Origin of the sequence: Rhodopseudomonas pseudopalustris (assembly GCF_900110435.1) — a bacterium.
Taxonomy (GTDB): domain Bacteria; phylum Pseudomonadota; class Alphaproteobacteria; order Rhizobiales; family Xanthobacteraceae; genus Rhodopseudomonas; species Rhodopseudomonas pseudopalustris.
On the sequence record NZ_FODT01000005.1, the window covers coordinates 349721 to 367794 of the forward strand.

The window sequence follows — 18074 nt, forward strand, 5'->3', positions numbered from 1 at the left end:
CCTTGCCGGTTACGGAAGCGCGGCTGCCTTTACGGCAGTCACGGCGGCGGCGTAATTGTTGACGAGCTGTTGGACCGAGGCGGCCGACATATCCAGAACCGGCTTCGGGTAGAAGCCGAACAGAATGGTCAGCACGACCAGCGGGGCCAGCGTGATCCCCTCGCGCCAGGTCAGGTCCTTGATAGTGCCCAGCGCCGGCTTGGTCAGCGTGCCGAACACCACCTTGCGATAGAGCCACAGCGCGTACGCTGCCGACAGGATCACGCCGAGCGTGGCGATGGTCGCGGTCGGAATGTTGACCCGGAAGGTCCCCAGCAGCGTCAGGAATTCGCCGACGAAGCCCGAGGTGCCCGGCAGGCCGACATTCGCCATGGTAAACACCAGGAACACGAAGGCGTAAATCGGCATCCGGTTGACGAGGCCGCCATAGGCCGCGATCTCGCGGGTGTGCATCCGGTCGTAGACGACGCCGACGCAAAGGAACAGCGCGCCGGACACGATGCCGTGCGAGATCATCTGGAACACGCTGCCGGCGACGCCCTGAGTGTTGCCGGCGAAAATGCCCATCGTGACGAAGCCCATATGCGCGACCGAGGAGTACGCGATCAGCTTCTTGATATCCTCCTGCATCAGCGCGACCAGCGAGGTGTAGACGATCGCGATCACCGACAGCGCATAGACCAGCGGCGCGAAATACAGCGACGCTTCCGGGAACATCGGCAGCGAGAACCGCAGGAAGCCGTAGCCGCCCATCTTCAGCAGGATCGCGGCCAGCACCACGGAGCCCGCGGTCGGCGCCTCGACATGCGCATCCGGGAGCCAGGTGTGCACCGGCCACATCGGCATCTTGACCGCGAACGAGGCGAAGAAGGCGAGCCACGCCCAGGTCTGCAGATTGCGCGGAACGGCGGTGTTCATCAGCGTCGGAATGTCGGTGGTGCCGGCGGTCCAGTACAGCGCCATGATCGCCAGCAGCATCAGCACCGAGCCGAGCAGCGTGTAGAGAAAGAACTTGAAGCTGGCATAGACCCGGCGCGGACCGCCCCAGACGCCGATGATCAGGAACATCGGGATCAGGCCGCCTTCGAAGAACAGATAGAACAGCACCAGATCCAGCGCCGAGAAGGTGCCGATCATCAGCGTTTCCAGCACCAGAAACGCCATCATGTATTCGCGCACGCGCATCGTGACCGACTTCCAGCTCGCGATGATGCAGAACGGCATCAGCGCGGTGGTGAGGATCACGAACGGCAACGAAATGCCGTCGACGCCCATGTGATAGCCGATGCCGCTGGCGAGCCAGGGCGCTTTCTCGACGAACTGGAAGCCCGGATTGGCGGCGTCGTAGCGCCACAACAGGATCAGCGACACCGCGAAGGTGATGAGCGTGGTCCACAGCGCGATCCAGCGCGCATTGCGGCGCGCCGCCTCGTCGTCGCCGCGGCTGAGATAAACCAGCGCCGCACCGACCACCGGAAGGAAGGTGACGACCGAGAGGACCGGCCAGGTCATGATTGAAGCCGACATTACCGGCCTCCCCCGCCGAGCATGAACCAGGTGATCAGACCGGCGACGCCGATCAGCATCGCGAACGCGTAGTGGTAGAGATAGCCGGTCTGCAGCTTGACGACGCCGCGGGTGACGTCGAGCACGCGGGCGGAGACGCCGTCCGGGCCGATGCCGTCGATCAACATGCCGTCGCCCTTCTTCCAGAGCTGGCGGCCGATCCACTTCGCCGGCCGCACGAAGATCACCTCGTAAAGCTCGTCGAAGTACCACTTGTTGAGCAGGAATTTGTACAGCAGCGGGTGCTGGGTCGCGAGTTCGACCGGCAGATACGGTCGGCGGATGTAGAACAGCCACGAAACCAGGAAGCCCACCACCATCATCACCGTCGGCAGCAAGGCAATCGAGGCCGGGATGTGGTGCATCTCCTCGATGATGCCCGGATGCATCTTCAGCGAGGTGCGGAAGAACTCCTCGATGCCGTGACCGGCGAACAGCTCCTTGAACGGATAGCCGGCCGCCAGCGCGCCGACCGCGAGGACGAACAGCGGGATCGTCATCGTCAGCGGGCTTTCGTGCGCGGCTTCATAGTGCTTCTGGTCGTGCGGCTCGCCGTGGAAGGTCTTGAAGATCAGCCGCCACGAATAGAACGAGGTCAGCAGGGCCGCCACGACCGTCATGACGAAGCCGTAGAACGCCATCGGATTTTTCGAGACGTAGGCCGCCTCGATGATCGCGTCCTTGGAGAAATAGCCGGCGGTCAGCGGGAAGCCGGTCAGCGCCAGCGTGCCGATCACCATCACGATGTAGGTGAACGGGATGCGGTTCTTCAGGCCGCCCATGTGGCGGATGTCCTGCTCGTGATGCATCGCATGAATCACCGAGCCCGCGCCCAAGAACAGCAGCGCCTTGAAGAAGGCGTGCGTGAACAGATGGAACATGCCGACCGAATAGGCGCCGGCGCCCATCGCCACGAACATGTAGCCGAGCTGCGAGCAGGTCGAATACGCCACGATCCGCTTGATGTCGTTCTGCACCAGACCGACGGTCGCCGCGAACAGCGCGGTGGTGCCGCCGATCAGCATCACGAAGGCCTGGGCATTCGGCGCAAGCTCGAACAGCGGCGACAGCCGGGCCACCATGAACACGCCGGCGGTGACCATGGTCGCGGCGTGGATCAGCGCCGACACCGGGGTCGGGCCTTCCATCGCGTCCGGCAGCCAGGTGTGCAGCAGGAACTGAGCCGACTTGCCCATCGCGCCCATGAACAGCAGCAGGCAGATCAGGGTCAGCGCATCGGCGTGCCAGCCGAAGAAGTTGATGGTCTTACCGGTCAGACCGGGAGCGGCTGCGAAAATGGTCTCGAAATCGGTCGAGCCGACCAGCATGAAGACCGAGAAGATGCCGAGGTAAAATCCGAAATCGCCGACGCGGTTGACGACGAAGGCCTTGATTGCTGCGGCGTTCGCAGACGGCCGCTGATACCAGAATCCGATCAGAAGATAGCTCGCCAGACCGACGCCTTCCCAGCCGAAGAACATCTGCACCAGATTGTCGGCGGTCACCAGCATCAGCATCGCGAAGGTGAACAGCGACAGATAACCGAAGAACCGCGGCCGATGCGGATCCTCGTGCATGTAGCCGATCGAATACAGGTGAACCAGCGACGACACCGTCGTCACCACCACCAGCATTACCGCGGTCAGGGTGTCGACCCGCAACGACCATGCGACCTGAAGGTCGCCGGAGTTGATCCACGGGAACAGCGCGACACGGGCGTCGTGATGCATGAAGCCGACATCGACCAGCGTCACCCAGGACAGCGCGGCCGAGACCAGCAGCAGCGCGGTGGTGATCACCTCGGCGGTGCGCGATCCCATCGCGATCGGCTCGACCGGGCCATGATGATGGCCGCGATCGTCAGGTCCGGCTTCATGCGCTGTATCGCCGTGTGCGTGAGCATCGAGACCGTGCGCGTCGGCGCCATGGCCGTGGCCATGATCGGTGTGCTCGACGGTGTCGCCGCTCGGGTGTCGGGCATGGGCGCCGGCAAGGGCGATGACGGCCGCGATCAGTGCGCCGATCAGCGGCAGGAAAACGATAGCCTCGATCATGCTCGCGCCTTCGCTCGGAGCCGGATCGCGCCGCGAGCCCGCGACGGGTGATTGCCGATCATGCCCTAGCCCTTCATCAAGTTGATATCCTCAACCGCGATCGAACCGCGGTTGCGGAAGAACACCACCAACACCGCGAGGCCGATCGCGGCCTCGGCCGCGGCGACGGTCAGCACCAACAGCGCAAAGACCTGGCCGACGATGTCGTTGAGATAGATCGAGAACGCCACCAGGTTGATGTTGACGGCGAGCAGCATCAGCTCGATCGACATCAGGATGATGATGACGTTCTTGCGATTGAGGAAGATGCCGAGCGTGCCGAGCGTGAACAGCACCGCGGCGACCGACAGGAAGTGTCCCAGACCGATCTCGTTCATCGCACCCACTCCGCGGAGTCGCTTTCGGACAGCCCCTGCCCCGGCTTGACCTGCCGGATCGCCATCGCGGCCTCTTTGGTCCTGGCGTTCTGCTCGTTGATGTTCTGCCGCTTCACCGACTTCTTGTGGCGCAGCGTCAGCACGATCGCGCCGATCATCGCCACCAGCAGGATCACACCCGAGATCTGGAAGTAGTGGATGTAGCGGGTGTACAGCACCAGGCCGAGCGCCTCGGTGTTGCTGACATTGGTCGGGATCGGCGCCGTGATCGTCTTGGTGATGGTCGGGGTGATCACCCAGCCGCCGGCCAGCAACAGCAGTTCGGCGAGGAAGATCGCTCCGATCAGGAGGCCGAACGGCAGATATTCGAGGAAGCCCTCGCGCAGCCGGCTGAAATCGACGTCCAGCATCATGATCACGAACAGGAACAGGACGGCGACTGCGCCGACATAGACCACGATCAGGATCATCGCCAGGAATTCGGCGCCCATCAGCACGAACATGCCGGCGGCGTTGACGAAGACCAGGATCAGGAACAGCGCCGAATGCACCGGATTGCGCGCAACGACGACCATCACGGCGGCGGCGATTGCGGCCCCGGCGTAGAGATAAAAGAACAGAACAGGCATGGACATGGCGTCAGCTCACCGGTACGGCGCGTCGAGTTCGATGGACTTCGCGATCTCGCGCTCCCAGCGGTCGCCATTCGCCAGCAGCCTCGCCTTGTCGTAGTAGAGTTCCTCGCGTGTTTCGGTGGCGAACTCGAAGTTCGGCCCCTCGACGATCGCGTCGACCGGACAGGCTTCCTGGCACAGCCCGCAATAGATGCATTTCACCATGTCGATGTCGTAGCGCACGGTGCGGCGGGTGCCGTCGTTGCGCCGTGGACCGGCCTCGATGGTGATCGCCTGCGCCGGACAGATCGCCTCGCACAGTTTGCAGGCGATGCAGCGCTCCTCGCCGTTCGGATAGCGGCGCAGCGCGTGCTCGCCGCGGAAGCGGGGCGAGATCGGGTTCTTCTCGAAAGGATAATTGATCGTCGGCTTCGGCCTGAAGAAATAGCGCATGGCGAGGAAGAACGCCGATACGAATTCCGTCAGCAGCAGCGAACGGGCGGTTGCGTTGATATTCATGAGGGCCTCATTTCGGCGCGAGCCCCGCGAATTGCAGGACAGCTGCGACGATCACCACCATCGCCAGCGACAGCGGCAGGAACACCTTCCAGCCGAGCCGCATCAGTTGGTCGTAGCGGTAGCGCGGTACGATCGCCTTGGCCATCGCAAACAGGAAGAACATGAACAGGACTTTGAGCGCGAACCACACGATCCCCGGCACCCAGGTGAACGGGGCGTAAGGCACCGGCGGCAGCCAGCCGCCGAGGAACAGGATCGTCCCCATCGCGCACATCGTGACGATCGCGACGTATTCGCCGAGCATGAACAGCAGATACGGCGTCGACGAGTACTCGACCATGAAGCCGGCGACCAGCTCGGATTCGGCTTCGACGAGGTCGAACGGCGGGCGGTTGGTTTCCGCCAGCGCCGAAACGTAGAACACCACGAACATCGGAAACAGCGGAAGCCAGTACCAGCCGAGCATGCCCCATTGCGAATTCTGCGCCTCGACGATCGCGGTGAGATTGAGCGAACCTACGCACAGCAGCACGCAGATCACCACGAAGCCGATCGAGACCTCGTAGGACACCATCTGCGCCGCCGAGCGCAGCGCGGCCAGGAACGGATATTTCGAGTTCGACGACCAGCCGGCCATGATGATGCCGTAGACCGACAGCGACGACACCGCGAGGATGTACAGCACGCCGACATTGATGTCCGCGATCACCCAGCCGGCATTGACCGGGATGACGGCCCAGGCCGCTAACGCCAGAACGCAGGTCACCAGCGGCGCGAGCAGGAACACGCCCTTGTTGGCGCCTGACGGAACCGTCGGCTCCTTCACGACAAACTTCAGAAGATCGGCGAAGGATTGCAGCAGGCCCCACGGCCCGACCACGTTCGGTCCGCGCCGCAACTGCACCGCCGCCCAGATCTTGCGGTCGGCAAGCAGGATATAGGCGATCGAGATCAGCAACAGCACGAGCAGCAGCACGCTCTGCCCGATCACGATGATCAGCGGCCACAGGTTGGTCGCGAAGAATTCAGCCATTTGTCTCGCCTACTCCGCCGCCGTCAGCAACTGCCCCGACGCAAGGCGGGAGCATTCCGCCATCACGGCCGAGGCCCGCGCGATCGGGTTGGTCATGTAGAAATCGGAAATCGCCGGCTTGAACGGCGCCTTGTCGACGCTGCCGCCGACGGCGGCGAGCGTGCGCACGGCGCCGGCGTCGCCGGCCTCGATCTGGTCGACCCGCATCAAATGCGGCACGGCGGCAAAGATCGCCTTTCGCAGCGCAGCCAGAGAGTCGTAGGGCAGCTTGTGGCCGAGCGCTTCCGACAGCGCGCGGATGATCGACCAGTCTTCGCGCGCCTCGCCCGGCGGGAACGACGCGCGATTGGCGATCTGCACACGGCCCTCGGTGTTGACGTAGATGCCCGACTTCTCGGTATAGGCCGCGCCCGGCAGAATGACGTCGGCGCGATGCGCCCCGCGGTCGCCATGGGTGCCGATATAGACCACGAACGCGCCGTCCGGCAGCTTCACTTCGTCGGAGCCGAGCGAGAACAGCACGTCGATCGCGCCCTGCGTCGTCATCTGCGTGGCGTCCATGCCGCCTGCGCCGGGCGCAAAGCCGATGTCCAGCGCACCGACGCTCGATGCCGCCGGATGCAGAACGGCGAAACCGTTCCAGCCGTCGGCCAGCGCGCCGACATCGACGGCGAGCTTGGCGGCCGCCGACAGCAGCGCTGCGCCATCGCGGCGTGGCATCGCCGCGGCGCCGATCAGCACGATCGGGTGCTTGGCCTTCTTCAGCGTCTCGGCGAACGGATGTTTGCCCGACGCGATGTCGGCCAGCGTCTCGGCGCCGGCGCCGAGATAGTCGGTCGGATAGGTCAAATCCGCCCGCTCGCCGATCACGCCGATCGGCATCCCGCCGCTGCGCCAGCGCTTGCGGATGCGGGCGTTGAGAATCGCCGCTTCCTTGCGCGGGTTGGAGCCGATGATCAGCAGCGCGTCGGCCTGCTCGATGCCGGCGATGGTGGGATTGAAGATGTAGGACGCCCGTCCCGCCTTCGGATCGAACGCCGCGACGCTCGGGGCTGCGAGGTTCGAAGAGCCGAGCTTTTCGAGCAACTGCTTCAGCGCGAACATCTCCTCGACCGCGGCGAGATCGCCGGCGATCGCGCCGATCTTCTTGCCGCCGACGCCGGCGAGTTTCGCCTTGATGGCGCCGAACGCTTCCGGCCAGCTCGCCGGACGCAGCTTGCCGCCCTCGCGGACATAGGGCTGGTCGAGGCGCTGGGTGCGCAGTCCGTCGATGACATGGCGGGTCTTGTCGGAAATCCACTCCTCATTGATCGCCTCGTTGATGCGCGGCAGGATCCGCATCACCTCGCGGCCACGGGTGTCGACCCGGATCGCCGAGCCCAAGCCGTCCATGACGTCGATCGACTGCGTCTTGCCGAGCTCCCAGGGACGCGCCGCGAACGCGTAAGGCTTCGAGGTCAGCGCGCCCACCGGGCAGATGTCGACCAGATTGCCCTGCAGCTCCGAGGTCAGAGCGCTTTCGAGATAGGTGGTTATCTCCATGTCCTCGCCGCGACCGGTCGCGCCCATTTCCGGCACGCCGCAGACTTCGGCGGCGAAGCGCACGCAGCGGGTGCACTGGATGCAGCGGTTCATCGAGGTCTTGACCAGCACGCCGAGGTACTTGTCCTCGACCGCGCGCTTGTTCTCGGCGAAGCGGCTGGAGTCGACGCCGTAGCCCATCGCCTGATCCTGCAGGTCGCACTCGCCGCCCTGATCGCAGATCGGGCAGTCGAGCGGATGGTTGATCAGCAGGAACTCCATCACGCCCTCGCGGGCCTTCTTCACCATCGGCGATTTGGTGTTGATCTCAGGCAGTTCGCCGTTCGGGCCGGGCCGACAATCGCGCACGCCCCATGCGCAGCTCGCCACCGGCTTCGGCGTGCCCTTCAGCTCGACCAGACACATCCGGCAATTGCCGGCGATCGACAGCCGCTCGTGATAGCAGAACCGCGGAATCTCCGCGCCGGCCTGTTCGCAGGCCTGCAGCAGCGTGTATTCCGGCGGAACCTCGACTTCCTTGCCGTCGACGATGATCTTGATCATGGCTGTTACTCCGCCGCCACCATATGCGCCGGATCGAGCACGCCCTGATCGTCGAGCGTGGCCTTGCGCGAGAAATCGTCGATGCGGCGCTCGATCTCCGGGCGGAAGGCGCGGATCAGGCCCTGAATCGGCCAGGCCGCGGCGTCGCCGAGCGCGCAGATGGTGTGGCCTTCGACCTGCTTGGTGACCTCCAGCAGCATGTCGATCTCGCGCTTGTGGGCGCGGCCGTGCACCATCCGGTCGAGCACGCGCCACATCCAGCCGGTGCCCTCGCGGCACGGCGTGCACTGGCCGCAGCTCTCGTGTTTGAAGAAGTAGCTGATGCGGGCGATCGCGGCGACGATGTCGGTGGACTTGTCCATCACGATGACGCCGGCGGTGCCGAAGCTCGACTTCACCGCGCGGGTGCCGTCGAAATCCATGATCAGCTCTTGGCAATCGGCTGCCGGGATCAGCGGACACGACGCGCCGCCGGGAATGATCGCCAGCAGATTGTCCCAGCCGCCGCGGATGCCGCCGCCGTGCTTTTCGATCAGTTCGCGGAACGGGATGCTCATCGCCTCTTCGACGACGCAGGGCGTGTTGACGTGGCCGGAGATGCCGTACAGCTTGGTGCCGACATTGTTCGCCCGGCCGATGCCGGCGAACCAGGATGCGCCGCGGCGCAGGATGTCCGGCGCCACCGCGATCGACTCGACGTTGTTGACGGTGGTCGGGCAGCCATACAGGCCGACATTGGCCGGGAACGGCGGCTTCAGCCGCGGCTGGCCCTTCTTGCCTTCGAGGCTCTCCAGCAGCGCGGTCTCTTCGCCGCAGATATAGGCGCCGGCGCCGTGCGCGACATAGAGGTCGAACGGAAAGCCGTGGACGTTGTCCTTGCCGATCAGCTTGGCCTCGTAGGCCTGATCGATCGCCGCCTGCAGATGCTCACGCTCGCGGATGAACTCACCACGGACGTAGATGTAACCGACATGGGCGCCCATCGCGCAGCCGGCGACGAGGCAACCCTCGACCAGCGTGTGCGGATCGTGCCGCATGATCTCGCGGTCTTTGCAGGTTCCGGGCTCCGACTCGTCGGCGTTGACGACGAGATAGCTCGGCCGGCCGTCGGCATTGTCCTTCGGCATGAAGGACCATTTCAGGCCGGTCGGGAAGCCGGCGCCGCCGCGGCCGCGCAGGCCCGACGCCTTCATCTCGCTGATGATCCAGTCGCGGCCCTTGTCGATGATCGCCTTGGTGCCTTCCCATTGGCCGCGACGGCGCGCGCCTTTGAGGCCCCAGTCGTCGAGCCCGTACAGGTTCCGGAAGATGCGGTCCTTGTCGTCCAGCATGGCTTGCGGCGTTCCCTGTCAGCGATTGGATTGCATGTAAGCCAGGCCGGCGGCGCAGACACCGAAGGTAAGCGCCCAAAGCAGGCTCGATTCGAGTGTCGCACTCAGCGCGTAGCGCTGCAGTAGAAAAATGAAGCTCGCGGCGATGACCGCGTGCATCGCAATATAGATCGGCTGGCGCATCGTTTCGGCCCTCTCCGCGCGGCGCGAGGCCGCCCTGCTCGGCTCGGTCATGGCGGGTTCTTTTCAGTCGCGTCGGCAACCGGCGCCTTCGGCGCGGGACGCTCCTGCGTATTGGCGGATTCGCTCGCCTTCTTGGGTTCCTGATCGGTCAGCGCCGGCCCGTCATGGGTGTCGGTCGCGACATTGATCCCGCCGGTCTTCAGCGTCGTCGGACCGCTGATCGGCGCTGCATACTGGCGACCGTTCTGCGGGCCGGGCTTCGGCTTGTTGCCGGAGACGAACCCGTCGAGCACCTTGTTCAGGCTCTCCGGCGTCAGGTCCTCGTAGGTATCTTTCCAGATCTGCACCATCGGCGCGTTGACGCAGGCGCCGGCGCACTCGACCTCTTCCCAACTGAAATCGCCGTCGGCGGACAGATGCAACGGGTCATGGTGGATACGGCTCTTACAGACCTCGATCAGCTCGCCGGCGCCGCGCAGCCGGCACGGCGTCGTGCCGCAGACCTGCACATGCGCCTTCTTGCCGACCGGGTTGAGCTGGAACATCGTGTAGAAGGTCGCGACCTCGAGGGCGCGAATGTGCGGCATCCCGAGCATGTCGCCGATGACGCGGATCGCCGCTTCCGGCAACCAGCCGCCGCATTGCTCCTGGGCCCGCCACATAATGGCGATCACCGCCGAGAACTGCCGGCCGGGCGGGTATTTCGTGATCTCACGCTTGGCCCATGCGAGGTTTTCCTCGGAGAAGGCGAAGCTTTCGGGCTGCAGCTCCTTGGGAGCCAGACGACGAACGGACATGATCAGTTTCTCATCGAGCGCTTGGCCGCGCTCGCATTCAGGTTTTCAATACGGGTCTGCCAGAACGCGCTCGCAGTTCCGACGACGTTGTAGCCGACATTCGACGCGACCTTGATGCGGTCGAGGATCGCGAGGTCGACGACGGTCTCGAACTGGTTGCTGCCGGGATCGTAGACCACGAGCTTCATCGGGGTGTGTTCGAGGATGAAGCGCGACACGGTATGATCGCGGTCGCTGCCGTGCTCCTCGCAAATGATTGCGGTGTCGCCCTGCAGCAGCCGCTCGCCGCCGCGGATCGCGTCGATCTCGACGCCTTCGACGTCGAGCTTGACCAGATACTTGCCGCCGTGCGCGATCCGGCCTTCGTCGAGCAGGTCGTCGAGGCGGATCACCGGAACGTCCTCACCGGCCGCGCGGGCGCTGCCGACGATGCTGAGCGCTTCGTGCTTGGTGCCCGACAGCGTCGCGGTGCCGCGCTGCGCACCGATCGCGCATTTCATCACTTCGAAACGGTCGCTGTTGACATGCGCGTTGTGTGCGAGCCGGGCGAAGTTGGCGCGCGACGGTTCGATCGCAATCGCTCGATGCGCGCCGAACGGCTTGCTCGACACCAGCACCGACCAGTAGCCGTAGTTAGCGCCGCAATCGATCAGCGTGTAGTCGACATCGGCGGAGCCTTCGAACAGCAGATCGAGTTCGATCTCGTAACGATACGAGAGCTCGAGCAGCTTGCTCCAGTAGCCGTCGCCGTAAGGAAACACGAAGGTGGCGTCAGGGTTGAGCTTGATGGCGATGTCGCGTTGCGGCAACGCCTTGCGCATCAAGTTCGCCGCGGCGTTGTAGCCGCGATACGAGAACCCCGACGACACCCGCGCGCCCATCACCAGCGCGCACGCAGCCAGGCGCTCGAGAGCGTTCGCGCCCTCGAGAGCGCCGGTGGCGCGGTCGAACTGAATGGGCTTTGGCGCGATCACCGATCGACCTCTCCGAACACGATGTCGAGCGAACCCAGAATCGCCGAAACGTCGGCGAGCAGATGGCCGCGGCAGATGAAGTCCATCGCCTGCAGATGCGCGAAGCCCGGCGCGCGGATCTTGCACTTGTACGGCTTGTTGCTGCCGTCCGAGACCAGATACACGCCGAACTCGCCCTTCGGCGCCTCGACCGCGACATAGACCTCGCCTTCCGGCACGCGGAAGCCCTCGGTGTACAGCTTGAAGTGATGGATCAGCGATTCCATCGAGCGCTTCATCTCGCCACGGCGCGGCGGGAAGATCTTGTTGTCGTCGATCGCCACCCGGCCCTGCCCGTCCGGCGCGCGCAGCTTGGCGATGCACTGCTTCATGATCCGAATCGACTGCCGCATCTCCTCGACGCGCAGGCAATAGCGGTCGTAGCAGTCGCCGTTCTTGCCGATCGGAATGTCGAAATCCATCTCGGCGTAGCACTCGTAGGGCTGCGACTTGCGCAGATCCCAGGCGGCGCCGGAGCCGCGCACCATCACCCCGGAGAAGCCCCATTCCCACGCCTGCTCCAGCGTCACCACGCCGATGTCGACGTTGCGCTGCTTGAAAATGCGGTTGTCGGTGAGCAGCGTCTCGAGATCGTCGACCACCTGAATGAAGCTGTCGCACCAGCTGTCGATATCCGCGACGAGCTGCGGCGGCAGATCCTGATGCACGCCGCCGACGCGGAAATACGCCGCGTGCATCCGGCTGCCGGAGGCGCGCTCGTAGAACATCATCAGCTTTTCGCGTTCCTCGAACCCCCACAGCGGCGGGGTCAGCGCGCCGACGTCCATCGCCTGAGTGGTGACGTTGAGCAGATGCGACAGGATGCGGCCGATCTCGCAATACAGCACGCGGATCAGCTGCGCGCGGCGCGGCACGGCGATGCCGAGCAGCTTCTCCACCGCGAGGCAGAACGCGTGCTCCTGATTCATCGGCGCGACGTAGTCGAGCCGGTCGAAATACGGGATCGCCTGCAGATAGGTCTTGTGCTCGATCAGCTTCTCGGTGCCGCGATGCAGAAGGCCGATATGCGGATCGACCCGCTCGACCACTTCGCCATCGAGTTCCAGCACCAATCGCAACACGCCATGCGCCGCCGGGTGCTGCGGTCCGAAATTGATCGTGAAGTTGCGCAGGCCCGGGGCCTCGGCAGCGGCTTCAGCCGTGGGAGCTTGAGCCGTGGGAGCTTGAGCCATGGGAGCTTCAGCCATGGGACACGCTCCGCTTGCAGACCAACAACGGCGAATGACGGGTGGCGAATGCGATCACGGCTTCACCCCGGCCTTCTCGTCGCCCGGCAGGATCGGATAGTCCGCTCCTTCCCACGGCGACTGGAAATCGAATTTGCGGAATTCCTGGTTGAGCCGCACCGGCTCGTAGACCACCCGCTTCTGGTCGTCGTCGTAGCGGACTTCGACGAAGCCGGTGAGCGGAAAATCCTTGCGCAGCGGGTGGCCGTCGAAGCCGTAATCGGTGAGCAACCGGCGCATATCGGGGTGGCCGGTGATGATGATGCCATAGAGGTCGTAGACCTCGCGTTCGAACCAGTCGGTGCCCGGAAACACGCTGATGATCGACGGCACCAAAGTGGTTTCGCCGACTTCGGCGCGCAGCCGGATTCGCGCATTCAGCGTCGGCGACAGGAAGTGATACACCAGATCGAAGCGCGGCACGCGGCCCGGATAGTCGACCGCGGTGACGTCGACGATATTGATGAAGCGGCAGCGCGGATCGTCGCGCAGGAACCGCACCACATCCACCACCTTCGTGGCGTCGATCGTCACGGTCAGTTCGCTATACGTGACCACGTGACCGATCGCAGCACCCGGCAAGGCGCCGACGATCGTCTGACCCAGGGTGTCGAGCCCGTTGTCGTCCATGAAGCAGCTTTCTTCAGCGTTCGATAGTGCCAGTCCGACGGATCTTCTTCTGCAGCAGCATCACGCCGTACAGCAGAGCTTCTGCGGTCGGCGGGCAGCCCGGAACATAGATGTCGATCGGGACGATGCGATCGCAGCCGCGCACCACGGAATAGGAGTAGTGATAATAGCCGCCGCCGTTGGCGCATGATCCCATCGAGATCACGTAACGCGGCTCCGGCATCTGGTCGTAGACCTTGCGCAGCGCCGGGGCCATCTTGTTGGTCAGCGTTCCGGCCACGATCATGACGTCGGACTGGCGCGGCGAGGCGCGCGGCGCAAAGCCGAAACGTTCGGCGTCGTATCGCGGCATCGACAACTGCATCATCTCGACCGCACAGCAGGCAAGACCGAATGTCATCCACATCAGCGAGCCGGTGCGCGCCCAGGTGATCAGATCGTCGGTCGCTGCAACGAAGAAGCCCTTGTCGGACAACTCGCGATTGACGCCCAGGAAGAACGGATCATCTGCGCCAACAGGCTTTCCGGTGTTCGGATCGATGATGCCGCTCGGCGCGCGCGCGATCAGCGGCTGCGCGCCTTCGGGGCGCAGTGCCGACGCTTGCTGTTGCATGGAGGATGAACTCAATCCCATTCCAGCGCGCCCTTCTTCCACTCGTATGCAAAGCCGACAGTCAACACGCCGAGGAACACCATCATCGACCAGAAGCCGGTGGCGCCTAGCTTGCCGAAAGCAACCGCCCAAGGGAACAGGAACGCGACCTCGAGGTCGAAGATGATGAAGAGGATGGCGACCAGGTAGAACCTGACGTCGAATTTCATGCGGGCGTCGCCGAAAGCGTTGAACCCGCATTCATAGGCTGAGAGTTTTTCAGGGTCGGGCTGTTGATAGGCGACGGCAAAGGGCGCCACCAGGAGCACGAAGCTCAGTCCAGCCGCAACAAGAATGAACACAACGATTGGCAGATAGTTCGGCAGAATGCCGCTCATCACCGTTCCCTATCCCGCGGTTGTTGCACCGCCGAAGACTCGTTTGCATTTGAATTGTTCTACCGCTTAGCGCAGTGCAACAGGGGGCGCAAGACAAGCTGTGTTGACACCTAGGTACCTCGCCATGTGGACACCGCGTGGCTGATCGCAACACGGTTTCAAACGCACGTTCAAAGCTTCGACGCCAGCTCCCCGAAATTGCCCCGTATACCTTCCGGAAACCATAGCTGGGTCAAACGAAACCATTTTCGGAACCCGCGAAACTATCCTGAAACACACGCCGGGTAAGTCTGTGTGCATTGAAGAAGGCAACGAGACCCCGCGCGGAGGCGTCAGATGAATCACTCAATTCATTCAGCGGATCGGGCGACCCATCTGAAGATTGTCGTGGTGGCTCTGGTTGCCGGCATCGGTGTCGCCGCGTTCGGTATCAGCGCCCGGGTGAGCGCCGACTACAGCCAGACCGCTCATGTCGTGAAGGCAACAAAGCAGATCACCGTCACGAGTTCCGAAAGCTCGATCGTGAGATAATTTCGGCGGGTCGCCTGCCCGCAACGCCTTTCACAGAATGTCGAGATCGGCCGCCTTCGAGCGGCCTTTTTGATTCATCCACCCTCGGACAATTTCGAAGAGCGACGAAGCGTCGCGGCTGCCGCGACTTCTCCACAACGTGCTGAACCGAATCTGACCTCGTCGACGCTGCCGTACCGGCCAGGGCGCAGAACCACCCGCGCACGGCCGGAGTCGACGCGGGCGGTCACGTTCAAACAGCACCAGGCTGCCTGCAAACGCGCGAAGCGGCACCATGCATCAACAGATTGATTTCGGGGATTTGCGAGTTTTCGCCAAACGCCTGAATGACAAGGCTGAATGGCGCGAGAGACGGGGCTCGAACCCGCGACCTCCGGCGTGACAGGCCGGCGCTCTAACCAACTGAGCTACTCCCGCGTGGTTTGCGTCCCGCGCAGGCGGTCGATCTAACGGGGCGTTCCTCCCGAGTCAAGCGGGTTGCGCGAGAGGTTGCGTTTCCGCCCACACGGGATCGCGGTTGTCCTTTGATCCCGGCGGTTTTCAGGCACGCGATGCGAATAATGGGCTGTTTACGGGCAAAACAGCGTATGCAGTCCCCACCCGAATCATCTAAGGCCTGCTACGTCTTAGTTTCCTAAGCCGCTACAAAACCCGGAGGGCTAAATATGGCGAAGAAAGCAGTTGCGAAAGCCGCGACACCCACAACCGTCACCCTGAAGCATCTCGCCGCGGCGCTCGCCGAAGAGCACGAGCTGTCGAAGAAGCAGACCGAAGCCATCCTCGGCGACCTCGTCGCCCGCATCACCAAGCACCTCAAGAAGGGCGAGCGCATCCGCATCGTCGGCCTCGGCATCCTGCAGGTCCGCAAGCGCGCTGCCCGCACCGGCCGCAACCCCGCCACCGGCGAGACCATCCAGATCAAGGCCAGCAAGAAGGTCGCGTTCCGCGCCGCGAAGGAACTCAAGGAAGCCATCTGAAGTTTCCCCTTCGGACGATCCACGCGATCCCGGGAGGCCGCCTCGCGGCTGCCCGGGATGGCGATTTGTAACGATCCCGGTATTTCGGTCTTTGTGAGGTCTGGCGGTCCTGCAGTGAACTCTTCACCGATCCGCTCCAGCCAAATCGATTTCAGCCACAGCGTCATTGAGCGCTTTCTGCGCTATGTCGCGATCGACACCCAGTCCGATCCCGCCTCTTCGACCTGCCCCTCGACCGCGAAGCAGAAGACCCTCGGCGCCTTGCTGGTGCAGGAGCTGCGCGATCTCGGGCTTTCGGACGCCCATCTCGACGAGCACGGCTACGTCTACGCCACGATCCCGGCGACCACTGACAAAAACGTCCCGGTGATCTGCTTCTGCGCGCATATGGACACCTCACCCGATTGTTCAGGCGAAGGCGTCAAGCCTCAGATCGTGAAGAACTATCAGGGTGGCGACATCGTCCTGCCGGCGGACCCGACGCAGGTCATCCGCGCGACCGAGCATCCGGCGCTGGCGCAGCAGATCGGCCATGACATCGTCACGACCGATGGCGTCACCTTGCTCGGGGCGGACAACAAGGCCGGAATCGCGGAGATCATGGACGCCGCGGCATTCCTGATCGCCAATCCGCAGATCAGGCATGGCACGCTCAAAGTCCTGTTCACGCCCGACGAGGAGATCGGCCGCGGCGTCGACAAGGTCGACCTCGCCAAACTCGGCGCCGATTTCGCCTACACCATGGACGGCGAGACCGCGGGCAATATCGAGGACGAAACCTTCTCCGCCGATTCGGCGGTCGTCACCATCACCGGCGTGAGCGCCCATCCGGGCTTCGCCAAGGGCAAGATGGAGCACGCCATCAAGATCGCTGCGGCGATCGTGGAACGGCTTCCCAGGGACGCCTGCTCGCCGGAAACCACCGAGGGCCGCGAGGGCTTCCTGCATCCGGTCGGCATCACCGGCGCGCTGGAGCAGACCACGCTGAGTTTCATCGTCCGCGACTTCACCGAGGCCGGACTGCAGCAGAAGGAAGCGCTGCTGCAGCGAATCGTCGACGAAGTGATGCGCGATTATCCGCGCTCGACCGCGACGATCGAGATCAAGCAGCAGTATCGCAACATGAAGCAGGTGCTCGACCGCCATCCCGAGCTGGTCGAGAACGCCCGCGAGGCGATTCGACGCGCCGGCCTGACGCCGGTCACCACCGCGATTCGCGGCGGCACCGACGGCTCGCGGCTGTCGTTCATGGGGCTGCCCTGCCCCAACATCTTCGCCGGCGAACACGCCTTCCATTCAAGGCTCGAATGGGTCAGCCGCCAGGACATGGAGGCCGCCGTTCGCACCATCGTGCATCTGGCGATGATCTTCGAGGAGCAGGCGTAAGCCGCGTTCTAGAGCAGGATGACTTATCTTCGAATCGTCATCCCGCTCTAGGTTCTTGTTCGAGCATGATCTTTTCCGAAAACCGGTATCCCCTTTTCGGGATCATGCTCTAACGTTTTCGAGCGAAGTGGATACCGGTTCGCGTCAAGAGAACGCGGCAGAACATCAAGTTCGAGCTTCGGTTCTGATTCGATCAGAACCGAAAAAGCGCGAGCCTCAGTTCGGCGGATTGGCGGGTTTGCTGCGCTTTTCCGGTGCGGGCTTTGCAGCCGTCTTTTGCGCGTCGCCACCGCGAACATTGCCCCAAGGATCGACAGGTCCGGAGGCGTTCGGGACATTGCCGAGCGACCTTTGATAGGCCTTTTCCGCGCGCTTCTCGGCCTCGATCTCGCCCTGCGTTTTTTCCTTGTCGGGATCGCCGTATTTCTGGATCGGCGCGGTTTGCGCGTAAGCGGGCCCGGCCAGCAAAGCGATCATCGCGACGGCACACAAGACTCTCATGCTGTTCTCCCAATCAGGCGAGGCCTGCATATCACCGCGCCGACCGCGACGCCAACAGGCCGCAGGACGACCCGGTCGCCTTGCACAGACCACGACCGGCGGGCTAGATAGGCCCTGCGGGCGGCTAGCTCAGCTGGTTAGAGCATCTCGTTTACACCGAGAGGGTCGGGAGTTCGAATCTCTCGCCGCCCACCACGCCCCTCCTGTCCGTCTCTCCTCTCCGGAAACCAAAGCGGCGCC

The 18074-nt window shown here is 63.7% G+C and carries 19 protein-coding genes and 2 tRNA genes; 4 read left to right on the forward strand and 17 right to left on the reverse strand.

Going from position 1 to position 18074, the window contains the following annotated elements; translation table 11 throughout:
• Positions 1-9: 9 nt before the first annotated feature.
• From BMY71_RS12690 to BMY71_RS12760, 15 genes are all read right to left on the reverse strand, one after another.
• Positions 10-1527: an NADH-quinone oxidoreductase subunit M gene (locus BMY71_RS12690; protein WP_011503278.1), complete on the reverse strand. Its 1518-nt coding sequence runs from the start codon at positions 1525-1527 to the stop codon at positions 10-12.
• Entirely contained in the window at positions 1527-3620 is a 2094-nt protein-coding gene (nuoL, locus tag BMY71_RS12695; RefSeq protein ID WP_092684130.1) for an NADH-quinone oxidoreductase subunit L, read from the reverse strand. The genes BMY71_RS12690 and nuoL overlap by 1 nt, the downstream gene beginning before the upstream one ends.
• Positions 3621-3685: 65 nt before the next feature.
• Positions 3686-3997 (reverse strand): NADH-quinone oxidoreductase subunit NuoK, encoded by a 312-nt coding sequence (nuoK, locus tag BMY71_RS12700; protein ID WP_011503280.1) that lies wholly within the window; start codon positions 3995-3997, stop codon positions 3686-3688.
• Positions 3994-4632 carry an NADH-quinone oxidoreductase subunit J gene (locus tag BMY71_RS12705; protein ID WP_011503281.1) on the reverse strand — a complete coding sequence of 213 codons (639 nt, stop codon included), beginning with the start codon at positions 4630-4632 and terminating at the stop codon, positions 3994-3996. Before BMY71_RS12705 ends, nuoK begins: the two co-directional genes overlap by 4 nt.
• Before the next feature lie 9 nt (positions 4633-4641).
• A complete protein-coding gene (nuoI, locus tag BMY71_RS12710; RefSeq protein ID WP_011503282.1) occupies positions 4642-5130 on the reverse strand; it encodes an NADH-quinone oxidoreductase subunit NuoI in 489 nt (162 codons plus the stop codon).
• 7 nt (positions 5131-5137) lie between these two features.
• Positions 5138-6163, reverse strand: a complete 1026-nt coding sequence (gene nuoH, locus BMY71_RS12715; RefSeq protein WP_011503283.1) for an NADH-quinone oxidoreductase subunit NuoH — start codon at positions 6161-6163, stop codon at positions 5138-5140.
• 9 nt (positions 6164-6172) lie between these two features.
• Entirely contained in the window at positions 6173-8248 is a 2076-nt protein-coding gene (gene nuoG / locus BMY71_RS12720; RefSeq protein ID WP_092684132.1) for an NADH-quinone oxidoreductase subunit NuoG, read from the reverse strand.
• 5 nt (positions 8249-8253) lie between these two features.
• Positions 8254-9579, reverse strand: a complete 1326-nt coding sequence (gene nuoF / locus BMY71_RS12725) for an NADH-quinone oxidoreductase subunit NuoF (protein ID WP_011503285.1) — start codon at positions 9577-9579, stop codon at positions 8254-8256.
• A gap of 18 nt (positions 9580-9597) precedes the next feature.
• Entirely contained in the window at positions 9598-9813 is a 216-nt protein-coding gene (locus BMY71_RS12730) for a hypothetical protein (protein ID WP_041805345.1), read from the reverse strand.
• Positions 9810-10559 carry an NADH-quinone oxidoreductase subunit NuoE gene (nuoE, locus tag BMY71_RS12735; protein ID WP_092684134.1) on the reverse strand — a complete coding sequence of 250 codons (750 nt, stop codon included), beginning with the start codon at positions 10557-10559 and terminating at the stop codon, positions 9810-9812. The genes BMY71_RS12730 and nuoE overlap by 4 nt, the downstream gene beginning before the upstream one ends.
• Positions 10560-10561: 2 nt before the next feature.
• Entirely contained in the window at positions 10562-11533 is a 972-nt protein-coding gene (locus BMY71_RS12740; RefSeq protein WP_092684136.1) for an FkbM family methyltransferase, read from the reverse strand.
• Complete coding sequence (locus BMY71_RS12745; RefSeq protein WP_049760699.1) at positions 11530-12765, reverse strand: NADH-quinone oxidoreductase subunit D; 1236 nt, start codon at positions 12763-12765, stop codon at positions 11530-11532. The genes BMY71_RS12740 and BMY71_RS12745 overlap by 4 nt, the downstream gene beginning before the upstream one ends.
• A 69-nt stretch (positions 12766-12834) precedes the next feature.
• Positions 12835-13449 (reverse strand): NADH-quinone oxidoreductase subunit C, encoded by a 615-nt coding sequence (locus tag BMY71_RS12750; protein WP_092684138.1) that lies wholly within the window; start codon positions 13447-13449, stop codon positions 12835-12837.
• Between the two features lie 13 nt (positions 13450-13462).
• A complete protein-coding gene (locus BMY71_RS12755; RefSeq protein WP_092684140.1) occupies positions 13463-14062 on the reverse strand; it encodes a NuoB/complex I 20 kDa subunit family protein in 600 nt (199 codons plus the stop codon).
• A gap of 11 nt (positions 14063-14073) precedes the next feature.
• A complete protein-coding gene (locus tag BMY71_RS12760) occupies positions 14074-14439 on the reverse strand; it encodes an NADH-quinone oxidoreductase subunit A (RefSeq protein ID WP_011441460.1) in 366 nt (121 codons plus the stop codon).
• A gap of 336 nt (positions 14440-14775) precedes the next feature.
• On the opposite strand from BMY71_RS12760, the gene BMY71_RS12765 reads away from it, so the two are divergent.
• Positions 14776-14970, forward strand: a complete 195-nt coding sequence (locus tag BMY71_RS12765; protein WP_011503292.1) for a hypothetical protein — start codon at positions 14776-14778, stop codon at positions 14968-14970.
• Between the two features lie 340 nt (positions 14971-15310).
• Here BMY71_RS12765 and BMY71_RS12770 read toward each other — a convergent pair.
• Positions 15311-15387: transfer RNA gene (locus tag BMY71_RS12770), tRNA-Asp, on the reverse strand.
• Positions 15388-15635: 248 nt separating this feature from the next.
• Here BMY71_RS12770 and BMY71_RS12775 point away from each other — a divergent pair.
• Together BMY71_RS12775 and pepT are read left to right on the forward strand one after the other, a co-directional pair.
• Positions 15636-15947 carry an HU family DNA-binding protein gene (locus BMY71_RS12775; protein ID WP_011503293.1) on the forward strand — a complete coding sequence of 104 codons (312 nt, stop codon included), beginning with the start codon at positions 15636-15638 and terminating at the stop codon, positions 15945-15947.
• A gap of 93 nt (positions 15948-16040) precedes the next feature.
• On the forward strand, positions 16041-17333 hold the full coding sequence (gene pepT, locus BMY71_RS12780; RefSeq protein WP_430715328.1) for a peptidase T: 1293 nt from the start codon (positions 16041-16043) through the stop codon (positions 17331-17333).
• A 216-nt stretch (positions 17334-17549) separates the two neighbouring features.
• Here the strand turns inward: pepT and BMY71_RS12785 are convergent, their stop codons facing one another.
• The gene (locus BMY71_RS12785; protein ID WP_092684142.1) at positions 17550-17834 is read right to left on the reverse strand and encodes a hypothetical protein; all 285 of its coding nucleotides are present in this window, start codon (positions 17832-17834) and stop codon (positions 17550-17552) included.
• A gap of 118 nt (positions 17835-17952) precedes the next feature.
• On the opposite strand from BMY71_RS12785, the gene BMY71_RS12790 reads away from it, so the two are divergent.
• Positions 17953-18029: transfer RNA gene (locus BMY71_RS12790), tRNA-Val, on the forward strand.
• Positions 18030-18074 lie beyond the last annotated feature (45 nt).